Source organism: Streptomyces sp. NBC_00390 (assembly GCF_036057275.1).
Lineage (GTDB): Bacteria > Actinomycetota > Actinomycetes > Streptomycetales > Streptomycetaceae > Streptomyces.
In genome coordinates, this window is the sequence record NZ_CP107945.1 from 6041664 (window position 1) to 6064046 (window position 22383).

Annotated in this window: 19 protein-coding genes and 2 pseudogenes; 11 read left to right on the forward strand and 10 right to left on the reverse strand. The window is 72.5% G+C overall.

Translation table 11 applies throughout. The annotated features are described in order from the left end of the window. The first annotated feature begins 1 nt into the window (after position 1). Positions 2-523: an SgcJ/EcaC family oxidoreductase gene (locus OHS70_RS26645; RefSeq protein WP_328401295.1), complete on the forward strand. Its 522-nt coding sequence runs from the start codon at positions 2-4 to the stop codon at positions 521-523. Between the two features lie 254 nt (positions 524-777). Here OHS70_RS26645 and OHS70_RS26650 read toward each other — a convergent pair whose 3' ends face one another. Further along, positions 778-1788, reverse strand: coding sequence for a hypothetical protein (locus tag OHS70_RS26650; protein WP_328401297.1), 1011 nt, complete (start codon positions 1786-1788; stop codon positions 778-780). 81 nt (positions 1789-1869) lie between these two features. Further along, positions 1870-2646 carry an SDR family oxidoreductase gene (locus tag OHS70_RS26655; protein ID WP_328401299.1) on the reverse strand — a complete coding sequence of 259 codons (777 nt, stop codon included), beginning with the start codon at positions 2644-2646 and terminating at the stop codon, positions 1870-1872. A 134-nt stretch (positions 2647-2780) separates the two neighbouring features. Here OHS70_RS26655 and OHS70_RS26660 point away from each other — a divergent pair, with 134 nt between their 5' ends. From OHS70_RS26660 to OHS70_RS26680, 5 genes are all read left to right on the forward strand, one after another. Next, positions 2781-4415 (forward strand): alkaline phosphatase D family protein, encoded by a 1635-nt coding sequence (locus tag OHS70_RS26660; RefSeq protein ID WP_328401301.1) that lies wholly within the window; start codon positions 2781-2783, stop codon positions 4413-4415. A 71-nt stretch (positions 4416-4486) separates the two neighbouring features. Beyond that, entirely contained in the window at positions 4487-5815 is a 1329-nt protein-coding gene (locus OHS70_RS26665; protein WP_328401303.1) for a Bcr/CflA family multidrug efflux MFS transporter, read from the forward strand. Between the two features lie 283 nt (positions 5816-6098). Beyond that, positions 6099-7094 carry a small ribosomal subunit Rsm22 family protein gene (locus tag OHS70_RS26670; RefSeq protein WP_328401305.1) on the forward strand — a complete coding sequence of 332 codons (996 nt, stop codon included), beginning with the start codon at positions 6099-6101 and terminating at the stop codon, positions 7092-7094. Between the two features lie 178 nt (positions 7095-7272). Beyond that, on the forward strand, positions 7273-7890 hold the full coding sequence (locus tag OHS70_RS26675) for a TetR/AcrR family transcriptional regulator (RefSeq protein ID WP_328401307.1): 618 nt from the start codon (positions 7273-7275) through the stop codon (positions 7888-7890). Positions 7891-8052: 162 nt separating this feature from the next. Continuing rightward, positions 8053-8835 (forward strand): bifunctional DNA primase/polymerase, encoded by a 783-nt coding sequence (locus OHS70_RS26680; protein WP_328401309.1) that lies wholly within the window; start codon positions 8053-8055, stop codon positions 8833-8835. Positions 8836-9174: 339 nt separating this feature from the next. On the opposite strand, the gene OHS70_RS26685 is transcribed toward OHS70_RS26680, so the two are convergent. From OHS70_RS26685 to OHS70_RS26695, 3 genes and pseudogenes are all read right to left on the reverse strand, one after another. Beyond that, a complete protein-coding gene (locus OHS70_RS26685; protein ID WP_328405924.1) occupies positions 9175-10191 on the reverse strand; it encodes a hypothetical protein in 1017 nt (338 codons plus the stop codon). After that, positions 10079-10923, reverse strand: a pseudogene (gene efeU / locus OHS70_RS26690) (iron uptake transporter permease EfeU); the annotation flags it as partial. The gene OHS70_RS26685 and the pseudogene efeU, both read right to left, overlap by 113 nt. Further along, positions 10917-11571 (reverse strand): annotated as a pseudogene (locus tag OHS70_RS26695) (ATP-binding cassette domain-containing protein); the annotation flags it as partial. The pseudogenes efeU and OHS70_RS26695, both read right to left, overlap by 7 nt. 110 nt (positions 11572-11681) lie before the next feature. Here OHS70_RS26695 and OHS70_RS26700 point away from each other — a divergent pair. Continuing rightward, entirely contained in the window at positions 11682-12428 is a 747-nt protein-coding gene (locus tag OHS70_RS26700; protein ID WP_328401312.1) for a PhzF family phenazine biosynthesis protein, read from the forward strand. 59 nt (positions 12429-12487) lie between these two features. Here the strand turns inward: OHS70_RS26700 and OHS70_RS26705 are convergent, their stop codons facing one another. Together OHS70_RS26705 and map are read right to left on the reverse strand one after the other, a co-directional pair. After that, positions 12488-13153 (reverse strand): biliverdin-producing heme oxygenase, encoded by a 666-nt coding sequence (locus OHS70_RS26705; protein ID WP_328401314.1) that lies wholly within the window; start codon positions 13151-13153, stop codon positions 12488-12490. A 167-nt stretch (positions 13154-13320) separates the two neighbouring features. Beyond that, a complete protein-coding gene (gene map / locus OHS70_RS26710; RefSeq protein WP_328401316.1) occupies positions 13321-14178 on the reverse strand; it encodes a type I methionyl aminopeptidase in 858 nt (285 codons plus the stop codon). A gap of 58 nt (positions 14179-14236) precedes the next feature. Here map and OHS70_RS26715 point away from each other — a divergent pair, with 58 nt between their 5' ends. Continuing rightward, positions 14237-14464, forward strand: a complete 228-nt coding sequence (locus OHS70_RS26715; RefSeq protein ID WP_328401318.1) for a hypothetical protein — start codon at positions 14237-14239, stop codon at positions 14462-14464. A gap of 226 nt (positions 14465-14690) precedes the next feature. Here the strand turns inward: OHS70_RS26715 and OHS70_RS26720 are convergent, their stop codons facing one another. Both OHS70_RS26720 and OHS70_RS26725 read right to left on the reverse strand, forming a co-directional pair. Continuing rightward, positions 14691-15986, reverse strand: a complete 1296-nt coding sequence (locus tag OHS70_RS26720; protein ID WP_328401320.1) for an MFS transporter — start codon at positions 15984-15986, stop codon at positions 14691-14693. 57 nt (positions 15987-16043) lie between these two features. Beyond that, positions 16044-16664, reverse strand: a complete 621-nt coding sequence (locus tag OHS70_RS26725) for a hypothetical protein (RefSeq protein ID WP_328401322.1) — start codon at positions 16662-16664, stop codon at positions 16044-16046. Positions 16665-16760: 96 nt separating this feature from the next. On the opposite strand from OHS70_RS26725, the gene npdG reads away from it, so the two are divergent. Together npdG and OHS70_RS26735 are read left to right on the forward strand one after the other, a co-directional pair. Next, complete coding sequence (npdG, locus tag OHS70_RS26730; RefSeq protein WP_328401324.1) at positions 16761-17486, forward strand: NADPH-dependent F420 reductase; 726 nt, start codon at positions 16761-16763, stop codon at positions 17484-17486. A gap of 63 nt (positions 17487-17549) precedes the next feature. Continuing rightward, positions 17550-17729 (forward strand): hypothetical protein, encoded by a 180-nt coding sequence (locus tag OHS70_RS26735; RefSeq protein ID WP_328401326.1) that lies wholly within the window; start codon positions 17550-17552, stop codon positions 17727-17729. A gap of 73 nt (positions 17730-17802) precedes the next feature. Here OHS70_RS26735 and OHS70_RS26740 read toward each other — a convergent pair whose 3' ends face one another. Next, positions 17803-18603 carry a site-2 protease family protein gene (locus OHS70_RS26740; RefSeq protein WP_328401327.1) on the reverse strand — a complete coding sequence of 267 codons (801 nt, stop codon included), beginning with the start codon at positions 18601-18603 and terminating at the stop codon, positions 17803-17805. 141 nt (positions 18604-18744) lie between these two features. On the opposite strand from OHS70_RS26740, the gene OHS70_RS26745 reads away from it, so the two are divergent. Further along, the gene (locus OHS70_RS26745; RefSeq protein WP_328401329.1) at positions 18745-22371 is read left to right on the forward strand and encodes an AfsR/SARP family transcriptional regulator; all 3627 of its coding nucleotides are present in this window, start codon (positions 18745-18747) and stop codon (positions 22369-22371) included. Positions 22372-22383 lie beyond the last annotated feature (12 nt).

Below are 22383 nucleotides of genomic sequence, written 5' to 3' on the forward strand. Positions count from 1 at the left end.
CATGCCCACCAGCGACGAGCAGATCGCGCAGTTGTTCCACCGGTTCATGCAGGCGTGGACCGACAACGACGCCGCCGCCTTCGGCGCCTGCTTCACCGACGACGCCGACTACGTCTCCTACGACGGCACCCGCGCGACCGGCCGACCTGCTCTCCAGGACAACCACGACCGGCTGTTCCGTGGCGTGCTGGCCGGCTCGGCGCTCGTCGGTGACCTGGAGGCGATCCGCCACATAACCGCGGACGCCGCCGTCGTCCACGGCACGGCATCGGTGCTGATGCCGTGGCGCTCCGAGCTGCCCAAACGGCGCCTGTCCCGGCAGACCCTCGTGGTCGTCCGCACCGAGCAGGGCTGGCGGATCTCCGCCCTCCACAACGGACGCGTGCGACCCGTGACCATCCCCGACCCCGACGCCCTGCCGTCCCGCATGTCCCAGGCGATGAGCCGGATCAGCCGGCGCCTCGGCAGGGGCCGCACCGCTCCCGGCACCGCGCCGACAATCTCGTCCGCCACCGAAGCCTGACACCGCGACGGACCGCTCACGCCTGGACCTCCGCCGTCACCGTGGTCCACCGGAGCGAGCCTTGCATCTAGTGCCGCCCCCGCCAAGGTTTGCCCCGCTCGCCGCCCTGGCACGACCATCTGCTGCGTTGCCGTATCAGCCGAGTAAGCCCACTACGAGGCCGATCCGGCGCCTTGCATCTGACCGCACCAGGACGCCTCGCCACCGGGCAAACATTGGCGGGGGCGGCACTGGACGACCCGCGAAGTACGGGACTAGAGGACGGTGGGCGCCGAACAGCCGTGACGCGCCGCCGAGTCCCGGGCGAAGCGGCGCAGGTCCTTCAGTTCCGCGGCGTCGAGCAGCTTCTTCGCCGGTTCGCGGTCCGCGTTCCCGGTCGTCTCCGCCCAGTACATGCCGGTGCCCAGCGCGCCCTTGCAGCGGGCCGAGGCCCACGCCATGTTGCGCGCGTTGCCCGCAGGGCGGGACTGACCGCCGTACGTCCCGTCGCGACCGCCCGCGAAGGGACCGTACTCGGCCTGCAGTGCCAGGCCGCCTTCGAGGACGCAGTACTCGACCGGAGCCGTGGCCGCCGCGGTCTCGCGGAAGGCCTTGTGGGACGTCAGGCCCGTGCAGGTGCCCTTCGGGAATTCGGCGGCGACGCTGGTGTCGGGAGGCGGCGGCGCCGGATCCACCCGGTCGATCCGGGTACCGGGGGTCGCGTCGCAGCCGGTGCGCTCTGCAGTGCGCTGCGCCGTGGCGGTCGCCACACGGGCGAGGCCCACCCGGTCCGTCGAGTACCGGGCCTGGGTGGTGACGAGGATGCCACTGCCCTTGCGGGCGGGCCAGTTGGGGCAGTCGAGCAGCACGGATGCGTCGAGTCCCCCGTCCTCGTCCTCGGCGACGATGAAACCCGACCAGCCGGAACCCAGGGGCACCGGCAGGACGTCGTCACGTCGCTGGAAGGTGTAGGTGCCGTAGGGGCTGTGGGCGCCGGCGGTCGTCTCGATGTCGATCCACAGGCTGCCGATCTTGCAGTTCGTGGCGAGGCCCGCCGGCTCCGTGACCTCGCTCGAGACGTCGAACGTCCCGCTGGTCAGCTCGAAGTCGTCGCCGGTCATGTCCAGCACGTCCGACACCGGCAGCATGCCCGAGCACGCCTCGGACAGCCGGTGCTCGGGCGAGCGCTGCTCCAGCCACAGGTACCCGCCGCCCACCAGGGCCGCGGTCAGCAGCGCCGCCCCGCTCCGCTTCACCCAGATGTTGATGTCGTGCCACCACCGCATCGCAGCAGGCTAGCCAACGCGCTGCCGGCCGCTGTCACAGGGGCCCCGTCAGCCCCACTTCCCCCTCAGTCCCACCCCGCGTCAGCCCCGCCCCACGAACGGCATCGCCGTCGCCAGGATCGTGGTGAACTGGATGTTCGCCTCCAGCGGCAGGTCCGCCATCAGCCGCACCGTTCGCGCCACGTCCGACGCGTCCATCACCGGCTCCGCGGCCAGCTCGCCGTTCGCCTGGAGGACTCCGGACTGCATCCGGGCCGTCATCTCCGTCGCCGCGTTGCCGATGTCGATCTGGCCGCAGGCGATGCTGTACGGACGGCCGTCCAGGGACAGCGACTTCGTCAGGCCGGTCAGCGCGTGCTTCGTCGCGGTGTACGGGGCCGAGTGCGGGCGGGGTGTGTGCGCAGAGACGGAGCCGTTGTTGACGATCCGCCCGCCCTGCGGGTCCTGTGCCTTCATCTGGCGGAACGCCGCCTGCGCGCACAGGAACGCGCCGGTCAGATTGACGTCCACCACCTTGCGCCAGGCCGAGTACGGCAGGTCCTCGAACGGGATGCCGCCGGGGCCGAACGTGCCCGCGTTGTTGAACAGGAAGTCCAGCCGGCCGTAGCGCTCGCGCACCGCCGCGAAGAGCGCGTCCACCGCCTCGGGGTCCGTCACATCCGTGGGCACGCACATCACATCCGCGTCCGGACCGGCCAGCTCCGCCGTCTCCTCCAGCGCCTCGGCCCGACGGCCGGCCAGCGCCACTGACCAGCCGTCAGCCAGTGCCAGCGCGACGGCCCGGCCGAGGCCCGAGCCCGCGCCCGTCACCACCGCGATCCTCCGTACCCGATGTGCACGAACTGCGTCTGCATCCATGGACGCGCAGCGTACGCGCCGACGGCGAACGCGGAACTCATGCGACCGACATGCGGAAGTTGTGTCCCCGACAACACGGCTTCGTCCCCCGCCACTCCAATGCGAACTGACAACAGCCGTCAGGGGAGGGGCACATGACACCCGCGCCGCAGTATGGCGACCACGCACCCGAACTCAGGGCGGCGGCCCGGCACATCGGCCGCCGTACCTTCCTGACCACCGCCTCCGCGGCCGCCGCGCTGGCCTTCGCCGTCAATCTGCCCGGCTCCGCGTCTGCGGCCGAGGCGGACGCCAAGAAGATCACCGAGGACCCTTTCACGCTCGGCGTGGCCTCCGGTGACCCCCAGCCCGGGTCCGTCGTCCTGTGGACCCGGCTCGCCCCGCGACCGTACGAACCCGGCAGCGGGCTGCCCGCCGCCCGGTTCACGGTGCGCTGGGAGCTCGCCCACGACGAGCTCTTCACCCGTATCGTCCGGCGCGGAAGCGCCACCGCCCACCCCGAGTTCGACCACAGCGTCCATGTCGAGCCCACCGGCCTCGACCCGGACCGCGTCTACCACTACCGCTTCCGCGCCGGCAGCTGGATCAGCCCGGCCGGCCGTACCCGCACCGCGCCCGCCCGCGCTGCCCGCATCAGCGAGCTCAGGTTCGCCGCCGTGAGCTGCCAGGCGTACCACGACGGCTACTTCACCGCCCACCGGCACCTCGCCGACGAGGACCTCGACGTCGTCTTCCACCTCGGCGACTACCTCTACGAGTACGCCGTGAACGCCGTCGGCGGAGCCCGTAACCACACCGACCGCCGACTGCCCGCCCACTACAACCGCGAGACGATCACCCTGGAGGACTACCGGCTGCGCTACGGCCTCTACAAGTCCGACCCCGATCTGATGGCCGCCCACGCCGCGCACCCCTTCGTCGTCACCTGGGACGACCACGAGACCGAGAACAACTACGCCGACGAGATCCCCGAGAACGACGTGCCGCGTGAGGAGTTCCTGCTGCGCCGGGCCGCGGCCTACCGCGCGTACTGGGAGAACCAGCCGCTGCGCACGCCCCAGCGGCCCCGGGGCACCGACATGCAGCTCTACCGCAGACTGCACTTCGGGCGGCTCGCCCAGTTCGACGTGCTCGACACCCGGCAGTACCGCTCCGACCAGGCCTACGGCGACGGCCTGGACATCCCCGGCCCCGAGTCCGAGGACCCGGCGCGCACCATGACGGGCGAGACCCAGGAGCGCTGGCTGATCGACGGCTGGCGGCAGTCGCGTGCCCTGTGGAACGTCGTGCCGCAGCAGGTCAACTTCTCCCGGCGCAAGCTGGATCTGACCGAGCCCGCCCGGGTCAGCATGGACTCCTGGGACGGCTACCCGGCCTCCCGCGACCGGATCCTCGACGGCGCCGGGTCGGCCGGCGTCGAGAACCTGATGATCCTCACCGGAGACGTCCATGTGGCGTACGCGTACGACATCAAGCGGGACTACGACACCCCGGGCGCCGAGGTCGTCGGCACCGAGATCGTGGCGACGTCGATCTCCAGCGGCAAGGACGGCGCCGACAAGCCGGCCACCTGGGACACGTACACCCGGGCCAATCCGCACATGCGGTTCTACAACGGACGCCGCGGCTATGTGACCGTCACGCTGGGCGAGCAGCAGGCGCGCGCCGACTTCCGGACACTCACCCATGTGACGACCCCGGGCTCGCCGGTCACCACGGCCGCGTCGTTCGTGACGGACGCGGGAAACCCGGGTCTGCGGCAGATCTGACGCGAGACGCACTCGACCACGCCGGAGGAATGGAGACCATAATTCGTTGAAACCAGGAACGGGAGCAGCAGATGCCGGAGAGCGGCCAGAGCGAACAAGGACATATATCTCAGGCCGCCCCGGTGTCCGCGTCCCCGCCGGCGCCGATGTCCGCGTCCCTGCCCGCGCAGACGACCGCCCCCGCCGTCGCGGCGCGGCGCGCAGGGCTCCTGGTCACCCTCGTCCTCGGCGGCCTCACCGCACTGCCGCCGCTGTCCATGGACATGTACCTGCCGGCGCTGCCCGCGGTGACCGACTCGCTGCACGCGCCCGCCGCGACCGTCCAGCTCACCCTCACCGCCTGCCTCCTGGGCATGGCGCTCGGCCAGCTCGTCGTCGGTCCGATGAGCGACAAGTGGGGGCGCCGGCGCCCGCTGCTGGCGGGGATGGCCGTGTACGCCGTGGCCACCGTGCTGTGTGCGCTCGCCCCGACGGCCGAACTGCTCATCGCCTTCCGGCTGCTCCAGGGACTCGCGGGCGCGGCCGGCATCGTCATCGCCCGTGCGGTGGTCCGCGACCTCTACGACGGCGTGGAGATGGCCCGGTTCTTCTCCACCCTGATGCTCGTCTCCGGCGTCGCGCCCATCGTCGCTCCGCTGATCGGCGGCCAGGTACTGCGGATCACCGACTGGCGCGGGATCTTCGTCGTCCTCGCCGCCGTCGGTGTGCTGCTCACCGCCGTCGTGCTGAAGTGGCTGCACGAGACCCTGCCCCCGCAGCGGCGGCACGGCGGAGGCGTCGGCGAGGCGCTGCGCACGATGCGCGGACTGCTCGCCGACCGGGTCTTCACCGGGTACACGCTGACCGGCGGTTTCGCCTTCGCGGCGCTGTTCGCCTACATCTCGGCCTCACCGTTCGTGGTTCAGGAGATCTACGGGGCGTCCCCGCAGACGTTCAGCCTGCTCTTCGGGCTCAACTCGGTCGGTCTGATCACCGTCGGCCAGATCAACGGCAAGCTGCTGGTGGGCCGGGTCAGCCTGGACAAGGCGCTCGGTATCGGCCTGAGCGTGATCGCACTCGCGGCGGCCGCCCTGCTGCTCATGACGTCGGGGGTCTTCGGGCGGGTGGGTCTCGTGCCGGTCGCAGCCGGGCTGTTCGTCCTGATGTCCGCGATGGGCCTCGCGATGCCGAACACCAACGCGCTCGCGCTGCTGCGCACCCCGCACGCGGCGGGCTCCGCCTCCGCGCTGATCGGCACCACGTCGTTCCTGATCGGCGCGATCGCCTCGCCGCTCGTCGGGATCGCGGGCGAGGCGACGGCCGTGCCGATGGCCGTCGTCCAGCTGACCTGCGCGCTGGCCTCGGTGGGCTGCTTCCTGGGGCTGTGCCGTCCCTGGCAGCGCCGCGACGAAGCCGTCTGAGCCGACGGCAGGGGAGACGAGGCAGGGGACACAGCCACCGGGGATCCGGGACCGGGGATCGCGCCTAGAGGCCGTGTCTGACAAATCCCGCCTGGTGCGCGACGCCCGGCACGCACTCCCCCAGAGCTTCGCCTGGGGGTACCCCCAGCTGCGTTGTCGGAGTCATCCAAGTACGTTCAGTACGAGGATGACCCTCCGCCTTGCGATTGCACGCACCGGACGCCGAGCACCCCGCCCCGCGGGCGGACGGCGCTATTTGTCGGACACGGCCTAGAATCGGGCGGTGAACGTCACCGCCCCCACCGCCGAGACCCTGCGCGGCACCCTGGCCGCACTGCTGGACGGGCTGCCGCCCAGGCACGCGGCGCAGGCTGTCGAGCGGCTCATCGCCACCTACCGGGGGGTCACCCAGACCCATGCACCGGTGCTCCGCGACCGCTCCGACGTCGCCGCGTACGCGGCGTACCGGATGCCCGCGACGTTCGAGGCGGTACGGTCCGCACTCGCCGCACTGCGGGCGGCGGTCCCCTCGTGGACCCCTGCCACCCACACCGACATCGGCGGCGGCACGGGCGCGGCGAGCTGGGCGGTCGCGGACGCGTGGGAGGAGCCGGCGCCGAGCACGACGGTCCTGGACTGGGCCGAGCCCGCACTGGCGCTGGGCCGCGAACTGGCCGAGGCCTCCCAGGTGCCCGCGCTGCGCGCCGTGCAGTGGCAGCGCGCACGGATCAGCTCGGCGCTCCGGATCGAGAGCACTGATCTGGTGACGGTGTCGTACGTCCTGAACGAGCTGACCCCCGAGGACCGGAAGGCGGTCGTCGCCGAGGCCGCCCGCGCCGCGCAGGCGGTCGTGATCGTCGAACCGGGCACCCCTGACGGCTACGCCCGCGTCATCGAGGCCCGCGACGCGCTGATCGCGGCCGGCCTGAGCGTCGCAGCACCCTGCCCGCACAGTGCGGCCTGCCCCATCGAACCGGGCTCGGACTGGTGCCACTTCGCGACCCGCGTCGCCCGATCCTCCCTGCACCGCCAGGTGAAGGGCGGCTCGCTGCCGTACGAGGACGAGAAGTTCAGCTACGTCGCGGCCACCCGCTTCCCCGTCGCGCCGGCCCCGTCCCGGGTGACCCGCAAACCCCAGATCCGCAAGGGCATGGTGCTGCTGGACCTGTGCGCGGCGGACGAGACCCTGCACCGCGAGACGGTCACCAAACGCCACGGCGCCCTGTACCGCGCGGCCCGCGACGCGGACTGGGGCGATGCCTGGCCGCCGGAAGGGTGAGGCGAAGGGGGTACGGAATGGCTCCCGTACCCCTCGGCTCAGGCGCGCAGCCCCAGCGTGCAGCACTTCACACTGCCGCCGCCCTTGAGCAGTTCGCTCAATCAACGTGCCGCCGCCGCGCCCCGGCGCCGTACACCTAGGCGAGACGTCTCGTCTCACTGCGCGGTAGGGTGGTGCCATGACCGACCCCAGAACGCCCGACGCCTCCCGCCGCAGCGAGCGCTCGCGCCGCGCGATCTACGAGGCCGCGCTCGCGCTCGTCGGCGAGGTGGGCTACGCCCGCACGACGATCGAGGGCATCGCCGCCCGCGCCGGCGTAGGCAAGCAGACGATCTACCGCTGGTGGCCCTCCAAGGCCGCCGTGCTGCTCGAGGCCTTCCTCGACCTCGCCGAGCAGGCCGCCGAGGCCGCGGGCCCTGGGGAGTACGAGATTCCCGACACCGGCGACCTCGAGGCCGATCTGCGCCTCGTCCTGCGTGCCACCGTCGACGAGCTCAACGACCCCCGCTACGACGCCCCCGCCCGCGCGCTCACCGCGGAGGGCGTGGTCAACGCCGAGCTGGGCGCGACGTTCGTCGAGAAGCTGCTCGAACCGCAGCTCCAGCTGTATGTGAAGCGGCTGCGCGCCGCCGAGGACGCGGGTGACGTCCGAGCCGGTATCGATCCCCGGATCGCCCTGGAGCTGTTCGCCGGACCGCTCGCCCACCGCTGGCTGCTGCGTACCCTCCCGCTCACCCACGACTACGCAGACCTGGTCGTCGACTACGCCGTGAACGGCCTCGCACCGAGGGACTGAGCCCGTACGGGAGCGGAGTTTGCGCCCCACAGCAGCCTCACAGCAGCCCCACGGGAACAGCCGCTCGGGTACCCCGGTTGGGGACAGTGGCCACCCGAGGAGCAGGATGGTGGGACGATGGCTGGGTCCGGCATCGGGCGAGCATGAGGTGTGAGGGGATAGATGGGCGACGGTATCGGCCGCTACCGCGGCACGGAGGGCAGGCTTTCCGGGGGAAGCAGGCTGGCGCAGTGGCTGCGCCGCCGCCCCAGGGACACCGACGCCGAGGACCCGCAGGACTCGCGGCGTGAGGCTCTGCTCCTGGCCACCGCCGCCGCCGGACTGCCGCTCGCGCCTGCCGCACACCCCGTCGGGTTCCGCTGTTCCTGTGAGCGCATCGGCTGTCCCACACCCGCGACCCACCCGGTCTCCTTCGCCTGGCAGACGCAGTCGACCACCGACCGGGCACAGATCGAGCGCTGGGCGCGGCATCAGCCGCAGGCCAACTTCATCACCGCGACCGGCATGGTCCACGACGTCCTCGACGTACCGCTGGAGGCCGGTCGCAGTGCTCTTGAGCGGCTGCTCGAGCAGGGCATCGACGTCGGTCCGGTGGCCGAGTCGGGCGGCAGCGGCGACGAGGGCCGGATGCTGTTCTTCACCGCGACCCGCGGCACGCCCGAGGACGAGGACGAATGGTGGCCGTGCGCCCTGGACTGCAATCCGGAGACGATGGACGAGCATCCGGGGCTGCGCTGGCACTGCCGAGGCAGCTATGTGCTCGTACCGCCGGCCCGGCTGCCGGGCGACGGTGATCTCGCAGTGACCTGGGTACGCGGACCGGAGCATCCGCTGCCGGACCCGCTCACCCTCCTGGAGTCGCTGACCGACGCATGCGCGCGGTACGCGGGCGAGCTGGAGGAGTGGGAGCGCCACGAGGCGGCCCGGCCCCTCGGCGGCCGCTGACCGGACCGCGCCGGAGCCTCCGCCAGGACGCGGCCTGCCGGAATCGAACCGCGCCGGACCCCGGCCCGGAGCCTGCGCCCGCCCGGCCAAGGAGCCGGACCTGGCCACGGAGCCTGAGTCGTCTGAGCCCGGACCCGCCTGGTCGCGGACCGGGCCCGGCCACCGAGCCTGAGCCCGCCCGGCGATGGACCCGCGCGGCAAAGGAGCCGGACCCGCCTGGCCGCGGACCGGAACCGGCCACCGAGCCTGGGCCCGCCCGGCGATGGACCCGCGCGGCCACTGATCCGGACCCGCCCGGCCATGGACCGGAACCGGCCGTCGTAGCCGGACGGCGTCCCGCTACGACCCCTCGGCCGCCGTCAGACCTGTCAGCCGGCCCAGCACGTTCACCCGACCGGCGGTACCCGCATCGCTTCCCGCGGCCGCGCCGCCTGCCGCGCCCCCGCTCGGCGGCACCAGCACCGCCTGGCTGGACACCCGCTCCTTGGTGATCGTGGACTTCACCTCACCGGTGAGCAGCGCCTTGACGTCGTCGTTGATGTTCAGCCGCACGCCCTTCGCCGCCGTCTGCCGCTCGAAGTTGCGCATCGAGAAGAACACCAGCGCCCCGCCGTCCTCGGTGGCCAGCCCCAGCGGCGCGAAGTCACCGGTGTCCAGCGGCTGGTCGATGTACTGCGTCGACATCCCCCGCAGATTCGCGTCCTTCTCACGGGCCTTGCGCCACTCGGAGGTGTGCGGACCGTCCGCGAAGTGCTCCGGCCGGCCGCTTTGGATGTACGAGGAGTACTCCTCGCTCAGATTGCGCGGCGCCACCGCCAGCGCGCCGCTGTCGAGGGCGACGCTCTCGGCGAAGCCGTCCCTGTCGGTCCTGAAGGCCGGGATCTCCTTCGGGGTGAGGATCGTCAGATACGCGGCCTTCCACCCCTCGTCGGCGCCGTTGCGCACGAAGACCAGCAGCCAGCGGTTGTCCGTCGGGCTGTCGTCCCGGTCCCGGTTGGAGTCGGTGTCCGCGACGAACCAGCGCGGCCAGCCCGCCTTCTTCGGGATGGTGAACTTCGCGTCCGTCAGCTCCAGCGGCACATGGCCCGGGTTGCCGTTCGGGAAGTTCACCTGACGCGCCTTCAGGCCCGCCTGGTTGATGGCCCCGAGCGCGCCGGTGACATGGCCTGCGTCCAGCGCGGGGTCGTACGCCTTGTCGGCCTTGTTGTACGCCTCGCTGAAGTCCTCGAGCGCCTTGGCGGCCTCAGCCTTCGTCGCCGCCGGGACGACTTCCCGTTCCCCGTGCACCGTCACGCAGGCGCTCGCCGTCAGCGACAGCACCGCCGTCGCCGCGAGCCCCGTCGCCGCCCGACCCAGCGTTCTCATCGGTTGCCTTCTGCTCCTCGACCCGCTCTGACCGTCCGAACCCTACCGGGGCGAGGAAGAGGCCGAGGGTCGGGACCAGATACAGCCCCCACACCGTGACCTGGAGGACGGTGGGGACGGGCTGGAAGTTGAACACGCCCTTCAGCAGTGTTCCGTACCAGCTGTCCGGCGGTATCGCCGTGCTGACGTCGAAGGCCTTGTCGGCCAGACCGCCCAGGAAGCGCGCCTCCTGCAGATCGTGCACGCCGTACGCCAGCACACCGGCCGCCACGACGACGAGCATGCCACCCGTCCAGGTGAAGAACCTCGCCAGGTTGATCTTCAGCGCACCCCGGTAGAACAACCAGCCCAGGACGACCGCCGTCGCGATACCCAGCAGCACACCCGTCAGCGGAGCCTGGTTGCCGGTCCCCTCGGTGGCCGCGCGGACCGACGCCCATACGAACAGCGCCGTCTCCAGGCCCTCGCGCCCCACCGCGAGGAACGCGGTGGCGACCAGCGCACCGGTACCCATCTGCAGCGCGGCGTCCAGCCTGCCGTGCAGCTCGCTCCGCAGATGCCGCGCGGTGCGCCGCATCCAGAAGACCATCCAGGTCACCAGGCACACCGCGAGAACCGACAGCGAACCGCCGAGCAGCTCCTGCGCCTCGAACGTCCCGCGATCCCGATGTCGATCCAGATCGGGCGCAGCGCGTCGCGGCGCCCGGTCTTGACCAGTTCAGCACCGCCACGACCGCGTCGCCGGCCGCTGCCCGCTCACGGCAGATCTCAAGCACCAGTTCCTGGTGGCGCAGGTCGAGCGCCGCGGTCGGCTCGTCCAGGAGCAACAGCGGCGTGCGCTGCGCGAGTACGCGGGCAAGGGCGACCCGGGCGCGTTCGCCGCCGGACAGTGCGGAGAACGGGCGCGCGGCGAAAGCGGCCACCTCGGTGGCGGCCATGGCGGTCGCGACGGCCTCCTCGTCCTCCTCCCGGGCGGTCCCGGCCCATGGAGCACGCCCCCATCCGTACGACCTCCACGACGGGGAACGGGAACGACAGCTCGGCGGACTGCGGCAGAACGGCCCGGTGCAGCGCCAGTTCGCGGGCGGACCACTCGGTGGCGGCCCGCCCCGCGATCCGTACCGTGCCCCGGGAAGCGGGCAGATCGGCGGCCAGGGCCGCCAGCAGGGACGACTTCCCGGCGCCGTTGGGACCCACCGGCGCACACACCTCGCCGCCGTGCGCGGTGAGTCCGACCCCGCGTCGCAGAACGTCGCGCCGCCCGAGGCGGACGTGCAGATCCCGGGCCTCGACGAGAGGCGTACCGGGGGAGGGGCGGGCGGGCAGTGCCCGCCCGCGCCGACGTGCGGTCGTGGCGGCGTGCGCGGGCATCGTGGCCGCCGGTGCGGGAGCGGTCGCCGCGGTGCGCCGCCGTGAGCCGCTGCGGCCGTCACCCGTACCGGGCATGGGCGGCCGTCGGCACTTGATGCTTGAATGCCGGAGTGAACGAACCCGATGTGCTCGATGTGCTCGATGTGCTCCACGTGTTCTGCGCGCCGGACGGGCAGTACGGGAACGCCCTGGGGGTGGTCCGCGACCCCCGTGGCTTCCCGGACCAGGCCTCACGCCAGGTGCTCGCGGCCGAACTCGGGTTCAGTGAGACCGTGTTCGTCGACGACCCCGAGCGCGGGGTCGTCGACATCTACACGCCCGGCACCCGCCTGACCTTCGCCGGGCATCCGCTCGTCGGGGCCGCGTGGCTCCTCGATCTGGAGGCCGTCAACCCGCCCGCGGGTGAGGTATGGGTGCGCCAGGACGGGGAGTTCACGTGGATCACGGCGCACGCCGACTGGGCGCCGCCGTGGCGGCTGGAACGGTACGCGACGCCCGAAGAGGTCGACGCCCTGCCCGCCCCGCCGCCGGGCGAGGGCCGGCTGTACGCGTGGGCCTGGGAGGACGAGGCCGCCGGCCGGGTACGGGCGAGGGCCTTCCCGCGCCGGGCCGACGGGCGCGCCAACAGCCGCTCCGGTGGAGCCGGGGTGTGCCCCGAGGGCGTCGCCGAGGAGGAGGCCACGGGCGCGGCGGCGCTGCTGCTGACCGACCGGCTCGGCCGGGCCCTGAACATCACCCAGGGCCGGGGATCGCAGATCCTGGCCGCTCCCGGCCCCGACGGCCTGATCGAGATCGGCGGACGCGTACGCCTCGCGGCACCGGCGCCCGCGGCCCGGCGGCCCCAGCTCATGCACTGAGCGCGGCCCGGGGGACCCGGGCCGCGTGGCTCCTCACGCACCGAGCGGGAACTGGCTCCTCACGCACTGAGCGGGAACTCTGCCCCCAGCTCGCGGAAGATCGCGCCGTTGAGGCCGAAGGCCCGCTTGCACTCGTCGACGATCCGCTGCTTCTGAAGATCGTCGGCGTTCACCGCGTCGAGCAGCTCGCGGTAGCCCCGCTTGAACGCCGCGGGGTTCGGGATCTGCTCGAAGACGTAGAATCGCACCCCGTCCCCCTTGCGTGCGAAGCCCCAGGTCTTCTCCGCCGTGTCGCGGATGATCTGGCCGCCGGAGAGATCCCCGAGATAGCGCGTGTAGTGGTGCGCCACATATCCCGCGGGCCAGTGGTGGGCGCACTCGGTGATCCGCGCGGCGTACGCGTCGGTGGCGGGCAGTGCCGTGAGGCCGGCGCGCCAGTCGGCACCCCGCAGATGCGCCAGATCGCGCTCCAGCTCCGCGGTGCGCATCAGCTCGGGCCGGATGAACGGCCCGGCGACCGGGTCGTCCCGCAGTGCGCCGGCCGCCTCCTCCAGCGCCCGGTACACGAACCACAGCTGCTCGGTGTAGCGCGCGTACGCCTCGACGCCCAGCCGGCCGCCGAGCAGGTCGCCCATGAAGGGCGAGGTCTCGGCCTCGGTGTGCTGCTCGTGCGAGGCGACCCGGATCAGCGTCGAGAAGGGAGTGCCGGTGGCGGTGGCATCCAAGGCGGGCCTCCAGGGGACCGAATGACCGATGGGACGGGAACGCGACCGCGGCGGCGCGGGCAGTTGCCGCCGCCGGTCCGTGCAGTTAGGTCACCTAACTACTTAGGTTAACCTAAGTCAATGTGTTCCCGACGCGCTGTCGGTAAAAACGCTACCCCGCGTTCCGCTCACGGCAACGTGAGAATCTCCGCCCCGCTGTCCGTCACCACCAGGGTGTGCTCGAACTGCGCGGTGCGCTTGCGGTCCTTGGTCACGACCGTCCAGCCGTCGTCCCACATGTCGTACTCGTACGTGCCGAGGGTGAGCATCGGCTCGATCGTGAACGTCATGCCCGCCTGGATGACCGTGGTCGCGTGCGCCGCGTCGTAGTGCGGAATGATCAGCCCGGAGTGGAAGGACGAGTTGATCCCGTGCCCGGTGAAGTCGCGCACGACGCCGTAGCCGAAACGCTTGGCGTACGACTCGATCACCCGGCCGATGACATTGACCTGGCGGCCCGGTTTCACCGCCTTGATGGCGCGGTTGAGCGACTCGCGGGTCCGCTCCACGAGCAGCCGCGACTCCTCGTCGACGTCACCGCACAGGTAGGTGGCGTTGTTGTCGCCGTGCACGCCGTGGATGTACGCGGTGACGTCCAGATTGACGATGTCGCCGTCCCGCAGCACCGTCGAGTCCGGAATCCCGTGGCAGATCACCTCGTTGACCGAGGAGCACAGCGACTTGGGGAAGCCGCGGTAGCCGAGGGTCGAGGGATAGGCGCCGTGGTCGCACATGAACTCGTGCGCGACACGGTCCAGTTCGTCCGTCGTCACACCCGGCGCGATGTGCTTGGCGGCCTCCGCCATCGCCTGCGCGGCGATGCGGCCCGCGATCCGCATCCGCTCGATGGTGTCGGAGTCCTGGACCTCCGGCCCGGTGTACGGGGTGGGCGCGGGCTTCCCGACGTACTCGGGACGCCGGATGGAGCCGGGGACGGAACGGGTGGGGGAGAGCTCCCCGGGAACGAGCAGCGACTGGCCAGACATGCCAGCGAGTCTAACCAGGCCCCATGGGGCAGCATGGCCATGGAGGAAGGAGCCGACGATGGCCCTGTTCAAGAAGCGCACGGTGGGCAAACCGGGCGAGTGGTACTACTGCCTGGAGCACAAGAAGGTCGAGGAAGGCCCGGAATGCCCGGCCAAGAACCGCTTCGGCCCGTATGCCTCGCGTACGGAGGCGGAGCACGCGATGGACACTGCGCGCGAACGGAATCTGGAGTGGGAGAACGATCCCCGCTGGCACGACACCCCGGCCCGGCCGGAGGACACGTAGCTCCCCTGCGCGGGGCAGCACGGTTCCTTGGGGGTGCCCCGCCCGGGGCACCCCACCCGATCCCCCCTGGGCCCGTCCGGGATCCCGGACGGGCCCAGGACCGGCCCCTGCCGGCGATCGAGACGCTCGATCCGGTGGGGCCCGCGCCCGCCAGGGGCGTAGGGAGCCCCGCTTTCGGGATGCGTGGCCGGCGAAGCCGCGCAGGGCAGGGGCGACACCTCACGCCTCACACCACCTCTGCCGCCTCCTTCTGGGAGCGCCTGCGCAGCGCGTCCTCGTCCGTCTCGGAGTCGTACGACCACAGCTTCGGCAGCGCAGCCGTCAGCAGCCCCACCGACACCAGACAGGCGAGTCCACCGCTCCACACCGCCGGCCGGGTGCCCGTCCATCCGGCCGCCGCACCGGCGCGGACCTGGCCCAGCTGCGGGCCGACGCTGTACGACAGCACCTCTATGCCGGCGAGCCGGCCGCGCAGCTCCTCGGGGATCGTCTGGTTCCAGATCGTCGAGCGGCCCAGCCCGCTGAGCATGTCGCCGGCCCCCGCGAACGCCAGGCACAGCAGCACCAGCCAGATGTTCGTGACCCAGCCCGCCGCGGTGATCGCCAGACCCCAGCCCGCGGCGCCGAAGACCACGAACAGCCCGTGCCGCCGCACCCGTGAGGTCCAGCCGCTGGTCAGGCTGAGCACAACGGAGCCGACCGAGCCCGCGGCGTACATCAGGCCCAGCGCCCACTCGGCGTCCAGGTCGTCAGCGAGGAACGGGAAGATCGTGTTCGGGAACGCGAAGAGCATCGCGGCCAGGTCGATCGCATACGTCCCCAGCAGCACCGGCCTGCTCCATGCGTACCGCGCGCCCTCCGCGATGCCGCGCAGCGACGGCTTCTGCGCGTCGTGCGCGGGCGGCGCCGGGTCCAGGCGCAGACACAGCAGTACGGACACGGCGAAGGCGACGACCGTGATCCCGTAGGCCATGGCATGGCCTCCGTACGCCACGACCAGGCCGGCCAGCGCCGGTCCGGCGATCGCGCCCGTCTGCCAGCGCAGGGAGTTCAGCGCGGCGGCCGCGGTGAGCTGGTCGTGCGGCACGATCCGGGCGATCAGCGAGTCCAGTGCCGGGCGCTGCATACCGGCGAGTGCCGAGACTCCGGCCGCGACCAGATAGAGCGGCCAGAGCATCGGCTGCGGGAGGGCGGCGTTCACCAGCAGGACCACGGCCAGCAGGCCGAGCCCGGCCTCCGTGCCGAGGATCAGCCTGCGGCGGTCGGCGGCATCGGCGAGGGCACCTCCGTACAGTCCGAACACGATGAGCGGGACCAGTTCCACCGCGCCCATCGCCCCGACCGCGAGCGGCGATCCGGTGAGCTCCTTGATCTGGAGCGGAAGGGCCACCATCGCCATGAAGCTGCCGAAGTAGGTGATCAGGCCCTGCACCCACAGCAGACGGAAGCCGGGAGAGGACCGCCAGGGTGTGAGGTCCGGGAGAATCGCGGAGAGCTTGGAGCTCGCGGGAGCCGTGGTCACAAGCGGTCATGCTCCGTCGGTCCGGTGGCCCGCGGCAACCGGATTGTGCGGGGCAGGTCACCAGCGGGGCGGCGGAGGGGACATCAGCTGGTCCGCGAGGCGCGACAGGCGGTCCCGGAACCCGAGCCGGCCGCGCGGTGCGGGCAGGCTGTTCTCGCCCGCCGCAGCGCTGACCAGATGCTGCACGGTGTCGATGTCGATCTCCGCGGGCCGGCCGTCGCAGTCCGTGGCCGGTACCGCCAGCGCCTCATGGGCCAGACCGTGCGTCTCCGGATCACCGCCGTCCAGAGCCAGGACCGTCGCCCCCGCCCGGCGCGCGTCGCACACCCGCTCCAGCAGTCCGGCGTCCGGCCGCTCGGGAGCCACGACCAGCAATGTCTCGCCGCGCCGCGCCGCCTCCAGCCTGCCGAGCCCCACGGCGAGCTGGACCGGGTCCCCGGGGCGCGCGTGATGGCGCACCAGAGTCGGCGCGAGCCCCGGCTGCCCCGACCAGGCGGCCTCGTCCGCCAGGTGCGCGGCCAGATGCCAGGGCTCGTACTCCTCGGTCCCCACCAGCAGCAGCCCGCCGCCCTGCGGCACCACGGACGAGCGCAGCGCCCGCGCGAACTGCCGGGTCGCCGCCGGCCACTGGGTCCCCGCCAGGACTTCGCGCAGCAGCGCGACGCGTACGGCATCCATGGCCCCGCATCCTGTACCAGAACCGGGTCCCGGCGGGGGCAGCCCGGCCTCGGCTCACCCGATCGGGAGCGCAGTACCTGCAAGTAAGGTCGGGCCATGACTTCTACTGACAACGCAGGCACCGGCAGCGGCACCGCGCCGAAGGCTCCGGCCAAGGACCCCTGGGACCTCCCCGATGTCTCCGGCCTCGTCGTCGGTGTCCTCGGCGGCACCGGCGACCAGGGCCGCGGACTTGCCTACCGGCTGGCCAGGGCGGGCCAGAAGGTGATCATCGGTTCCCGGGTCGCGGAGCGCGCCGAGAGGGCCGCGGCCGAGCTGGGCCTCGGGATCGAGGGCGCCGACAACGCCGAGTGCGCGCGGCGCAGCGACGTGGTGATCGTGGCGGTGCCGTGGGAGGGGCACGCCAAGACGCTGGAGGCGCTGCAGAAGGAGCTGGCCGGCAAGCTCGTCGTCGACTGTGTCAACCCGCTCGGCTTCGACAAGAAGGGCGCCTACGCACTCAAGCCGGAGGAGGGCAGCGCCGCCGAACAGGCCGCGGCCCTGCTGCCCGACTCGCGGGTGACGGCCGCCTTCCACCACCTGTCCGCCGTGCTGCTCCAGGACGAGTCGATCGAGGAGATCGACACGGATGTCATGGTGCTGGGCGAGTCACGCGCGGACACCGACATCGTGCAGGCGCTGGCCGGCCGTGTCCCGGGGATGCGCGGAGTCTTCGCCGGCCGGCTGCGAGGCGCCCATCAGGTCGAGTCGCTGGTCGCCAACCTGATCTCGGTGAACCGCCGGTACAAGGCCCATGCGGGGCTGCGCGTCACCGACGTGTAGGGCACCCGGGGGCATGGGGGACACTGGACGGGACGAACCATCCCCCGACAGGAGCCGTACCCCATGCCCCGCCTCGCTCTCTACGCACTCGTCGTCTGCGCGCTCGCCGTCACGGCGGCGGTGGTGTCCTTCGTCCACGGCACCTGGCTCGGGATCGTCTGGGTGCTGCTCGCCGGGCTCTCGTCGAACATGGCCTGGTACTACCTGCGCCGGGCGAAGGCGGAGCGCCGGGCGGCGGGCTGACGGCCTGCCGGCCGCTCCGGGCAGGCCTGACGCGGTCAGGGCAACGGTCAGCAACAATGATCAGGGCCTACGGTCAGCGGGACGCACAGAAGTCGTGCTGCCCGTCCCAGAACTCGAACAGGTCCCGTCCGCACTCCATGTCGATCCGGTCCACCCCGAGCGCGTCCATGATCCCGTAGACCGCGTCGAAGAACGCGGCGTTGACCTCGGGGATGAAGAACAGGCACAGGAACAGGACGAGCATGCCGTACGGGGCGAACGGCTCCACCTGGCGGCGGACCTTGTACGACAGCCACGGCTCGATCACGCCGTAGCCGTCCAGGCCGGGCACCGGCAGGAAGTTCAGAATCGTCGCCGTGACCTGGAGCAGCGCGAGGAAGGCGAGCGCGAACCGGAACGGGGTGGGGATGCCTTCCAGCGCGTCCAGCCAGAACGGCGCGGTGCACACGGCGGCGAACAGCGCGTTGGTCAGGGGGCCCGCCGCCGAGATCAGGGTGTGCTTCCAGCGGCCCCGGATCCGGTGGTGCTCGATGAACACGGCGCCGCCCGGCAGACCGATACCACCCATGATCACAAAGATGACCGGCAGCACGATGCTCAGCAGCGCATGTGTGTACTTGAAAGGGTTCAGGGTCAGATAACCCTTGGCGCCGATGGTGATGTCGCCGCCGTGCAGCGCGGTGCGGGCGTGGGCGTACTCGTGCAGACACAGCGAGACGATCCACGCCGAGGTGACGAACAGGAAGACGGCGAGGCCGGGGCTGGCCGCGAATTCCGTCCACACGGCCCAGCCCGTCACCGCCATCACCGCGGCGATCCCTATGAAGACGGGACTGATCCTGCGGTCGCTGTGGCGCCTGGCAGCGGTGGTCATGGAGCGACTCCTGGAACGGGGCGGGCGGGACACACGTGCGGATAGACCGTACCGGTGGGTGCCGGGAGAACGTCCTGTACCCCGGCGCCGGTTCCTGTTCCCGCCGGACAGGCCCCGGTCGGCACCAGGGACAATGGCCGGGTGCACTTTCGCGTACTGGGCCCCGTACAGGTACTCCACGACGACGGCACTCCCGTCGCGCTCGGCGGAGCACGGCTGCGCGCCCTGCTGACCGTGCTGGCCCTGCGCGCCGGGCGCGCGGTCCCGGTCGGGGTGCTCGTCGACGAGGTGTGGGACGGCGATCCGCCCGCGGACGCGGTGGCGGCGCTGCAGGCGCTCGTCGGCCGGCTGCGGCGGGCACTCGGGCACGGGGCGGTGGTCTCGGCCGAGGGCGGCTACCGGCTGTGCGCCGAACGCGACGAGGTGGACCTGCACCGGTTCGACCGGCTGGCAGGGGAGGGCGCGCGTGCCCTGGCGGAGGGGGACGTGGCCAAGGCGGCGACGGTCCTGGACGACGCGCTCGGGCTGTGGCGGGAGCCGGTGCTGGCCGATCTGCCGGACCGTGCGGCGCAGGCGGCGCGTCTCGAGTCCCGGCGGCTCGACGCCCGCCGTGCGCGGCTGTCCGCCGAGCTCGTGCTGGGCGGGGCCGAGACAGCCCTGCCGGAGCTCGCCGCGCTGTGCGCGGAACATCCGCTGGACGAGCCGCTGCATGCCCTGCGGATACGGGCGCTGAGGGACGCGGGGCGGGCGGCGCAGGCGCTGGCGGCGTACGAGGAGGTACGCAGGACGCTCGCCGACACGCTCGGTGCCGATCCGGGTACCGAACTGCTGCGACTCCAGGCCGAGTTGCTCAAACCCGCGCCGGTGTTGCCTGCGTCGGGGTTGACTGGGTCGGCCGTGCCCACGCCGGCCGTGCCCACGCCGGCCGTGCCCGTGCCGGGCATGCCCGTGCCGGGCATGCCCGCGACGGCGGTACCCGCACCAACCGTGCCCACGCCGGCCGTGCCCGCGTCCGCGGTACCCACGCCGGGTGTTCCCGCCCCCGCGCCGGGCAACCTGCGCGCCCGGCTGACCAGTTTCGTCGGCCGCGAGCCCGAACTTCACGCAATCCGGGCCGACCTGGGCCACGCACGGCTCGTCACCCTGCTCGGCCCCGGCGGGGCGGGCAAGACCCGCCTGTCCCAGGAAGCCGCCGAACGCGCGGCGGCGGCCGGTCCCGGCGACCCCTGGCCGGACGGTGTCTGGCTCGCCGAACTCGCCCCCGTCGACGACCCGGACACCGTGTCCGAGGCGGTGCTCGGCGCGCTCGGGGCGCGGGAGACCGTGCTGCGCGGAGCCGGTGCGGAGGAGCTGCGCGCCGCCGACCGCCGCGGCGACGACGCACTCGCCCGCCTGACCGAACACTGTGCGCGGCGCCGCATGCTCCTGCTCCTGGACAACTGCGAGCATGTCGTCGAGGCCGCGGCGACGCTGGCGCAGCGGCTGCTCGAGTGCTGCCCCGGCCTCACGGTCCTGGCCACCAGCCGTGAACCGCTCGGCGTGCCCGGCGAGCTGGTACGCCCGGTCGACCCGCTCCCGGACCCGGCGGCCCTGCGCCTGCTGGCCGAGCGCGGCGCATCGGCGCGACCGGGCTTCCGGGTGGACGAGGACGAGGCGACGGCGGCGGCGTGCGCGGAGATCTGCCGGCGACTGGACGGCCTCCCCCTGGCCATCGAACTCGCCGCGGCCCGCCTGCGGATGCTGACCCCACGCCAGATCGCCGACCGTCTGGACGACCGTTTCCGCCTCCTGACGACCGGGAGCCGCACGGCGCTGCCCCGCCAGCAGACGCTGCGCGCGGTGGTCGACTGGTCCTGGGACCTGCTGGACGCCCCCGAACGGGCTGTCCTGCGCCGTCTGTCGGTCTTCGCCGGCGGCTGCGACCTGAGCGCGGCGGAATCGGTCTGCGCGGGGGCGCCGCAGCCGCCCACCGCGGCTGCCCCGAACCTCGGTGTCCCACCCGCACGGACTGCACCGGCGGTGCCGTCATCGGCCGACCCCGGCGGCTCCGGCCCGCCCGCACCACTACCGCGGGGGAGCGCCCCAGCCGGTCCGGACGGATCGGTCCCGCCGGGCATGCCGTACGCGCTGCACGGCACCGTTCCCGACACCGTTCCCGACGTCGCAGACGCCCTCGGCGCTCTCATCGACAAGTCCCTCGTCGTCGCCGTGCCCGCACCCGGCGGGCAGACGCGGTACCGGCTGCTCGAGACCGTCGCCGAGTACGCCGCCGAGCGGCTCGACGAGGCCCGGGAACGGGACGCCGTCGAGCGGCTGCATCTCGCCCACTACCGGGAACTCGCCCGCACCACCGACCCTCTGCTGCGCGAGCACGGCCAGCGCGCCGCGGTCGGGCTGCTGGAGCTGGAGTACGAGAATCTGCGCACCGCCCTGCGCCGCGCCGTCGGCGCCCGGGACGAGCACGAAGCACTGTGCCTCCTGCTCTCCCTCGCCTGGTACTGGCAGATGAAGGACCTGCGCGCCGACGCCCGCCACTGGTCGCAGGCCGTCGGCTCCCTCGGACCCGATCCCTTCGCGCCGCCCGTGCGCCCCGCACCTCCGCTGCACGAGCGGTGCATCGACGCGCCGCCGCCGCTGCGGGGCGAACTGCTCGACGAGGCGCGGCGGCAGGTCGCGCTGATCCGTATGGTCAGCATGGACCACAGTGCCGAGGAGTGGACCGGCCCCGACCGGCGCGAGTGGCTCCACGGCGTCGTCACCGCCTACGGGGCCGACCGGCCGCAGACCTGCCGGTTCCCCGCCTCGCTGTGGTTCTACGCAGTCCTGATGACCGGCGACAGCGACCAGGTGATGCACGTCCTCGACGAGACCGTCCGCACCGCCGAGGAGGCCGGCTACGCGTGGGAGCTCGCCACCGCCCTGCAGATCCGCGCCAACGTACTGGCCAACCGCACCGTCTCGGCCGGCAGCGCCCGCAGCGACGCCGACCGCAGCCTCGAGATCTACCGGCGTCTCGGCGACGCCTGGGGAGTGGCCGAGGCGCTGTCCTCGCGTGGCGAGTCCCATGAGCGGTCCGGAGCGTACGACGAGGCCGCGGCCGACTACCGGGCGGCGGTCGAGTACGCCAAGGAGCTCGGCGCCCAGAACCAGGCCGCCCTGCTGCGGGCCCGTCTCGCCGGGGTGCTCATCGAGAGCGGCCACGGCGGGACGGGCGAGGCGATCCTGCGCGAGGTGCTGGCCGCGGAACGGGAGTCCGGGGCCGAGGCGGTTCCGGCGGCGCGGATGATCCTGGCCCTGTGGCTCGGCTGCACCGGGCGCACCGACGAGGCCCGCCGGCAGCTGGAGTCGATGCGCGAGTACCTGCACAGATTCACCGTCTTCGAGGGGATCGTGCTCGGCGGCTTCGCCTGGCTCGACGTCGTCGACGGCCGCCACGCCGAGGCTCTGGAGCACGCACGCGAGGCGCTGCGGCTGTCCGCCGAACCGTTCGCCATGATGATCGCCCCGCAGATGCCCGCGACCCATGTGCTCACCGCGGCCCGCGCGCTGGCCGGTCTCGGCGGCGAGGACCGGGGCTGCTGCGCCGCCCGCCTGCTCGGCGCGTACGAAGGTCTGATGCCGGCCCGCCACTTCGCGACCACCGTGGAACGCGAGAACCGCGCCCTCGCCGAACAGGCCGCCCGCGCCCTGCTGGGGGACGCGGCCTACGAGGCCGCGTACGCCGAGGGCGGCGGCCTCTCCCTCGAGGAGGCCACCGCCCTGGTGTGAGCCGACGCGCCC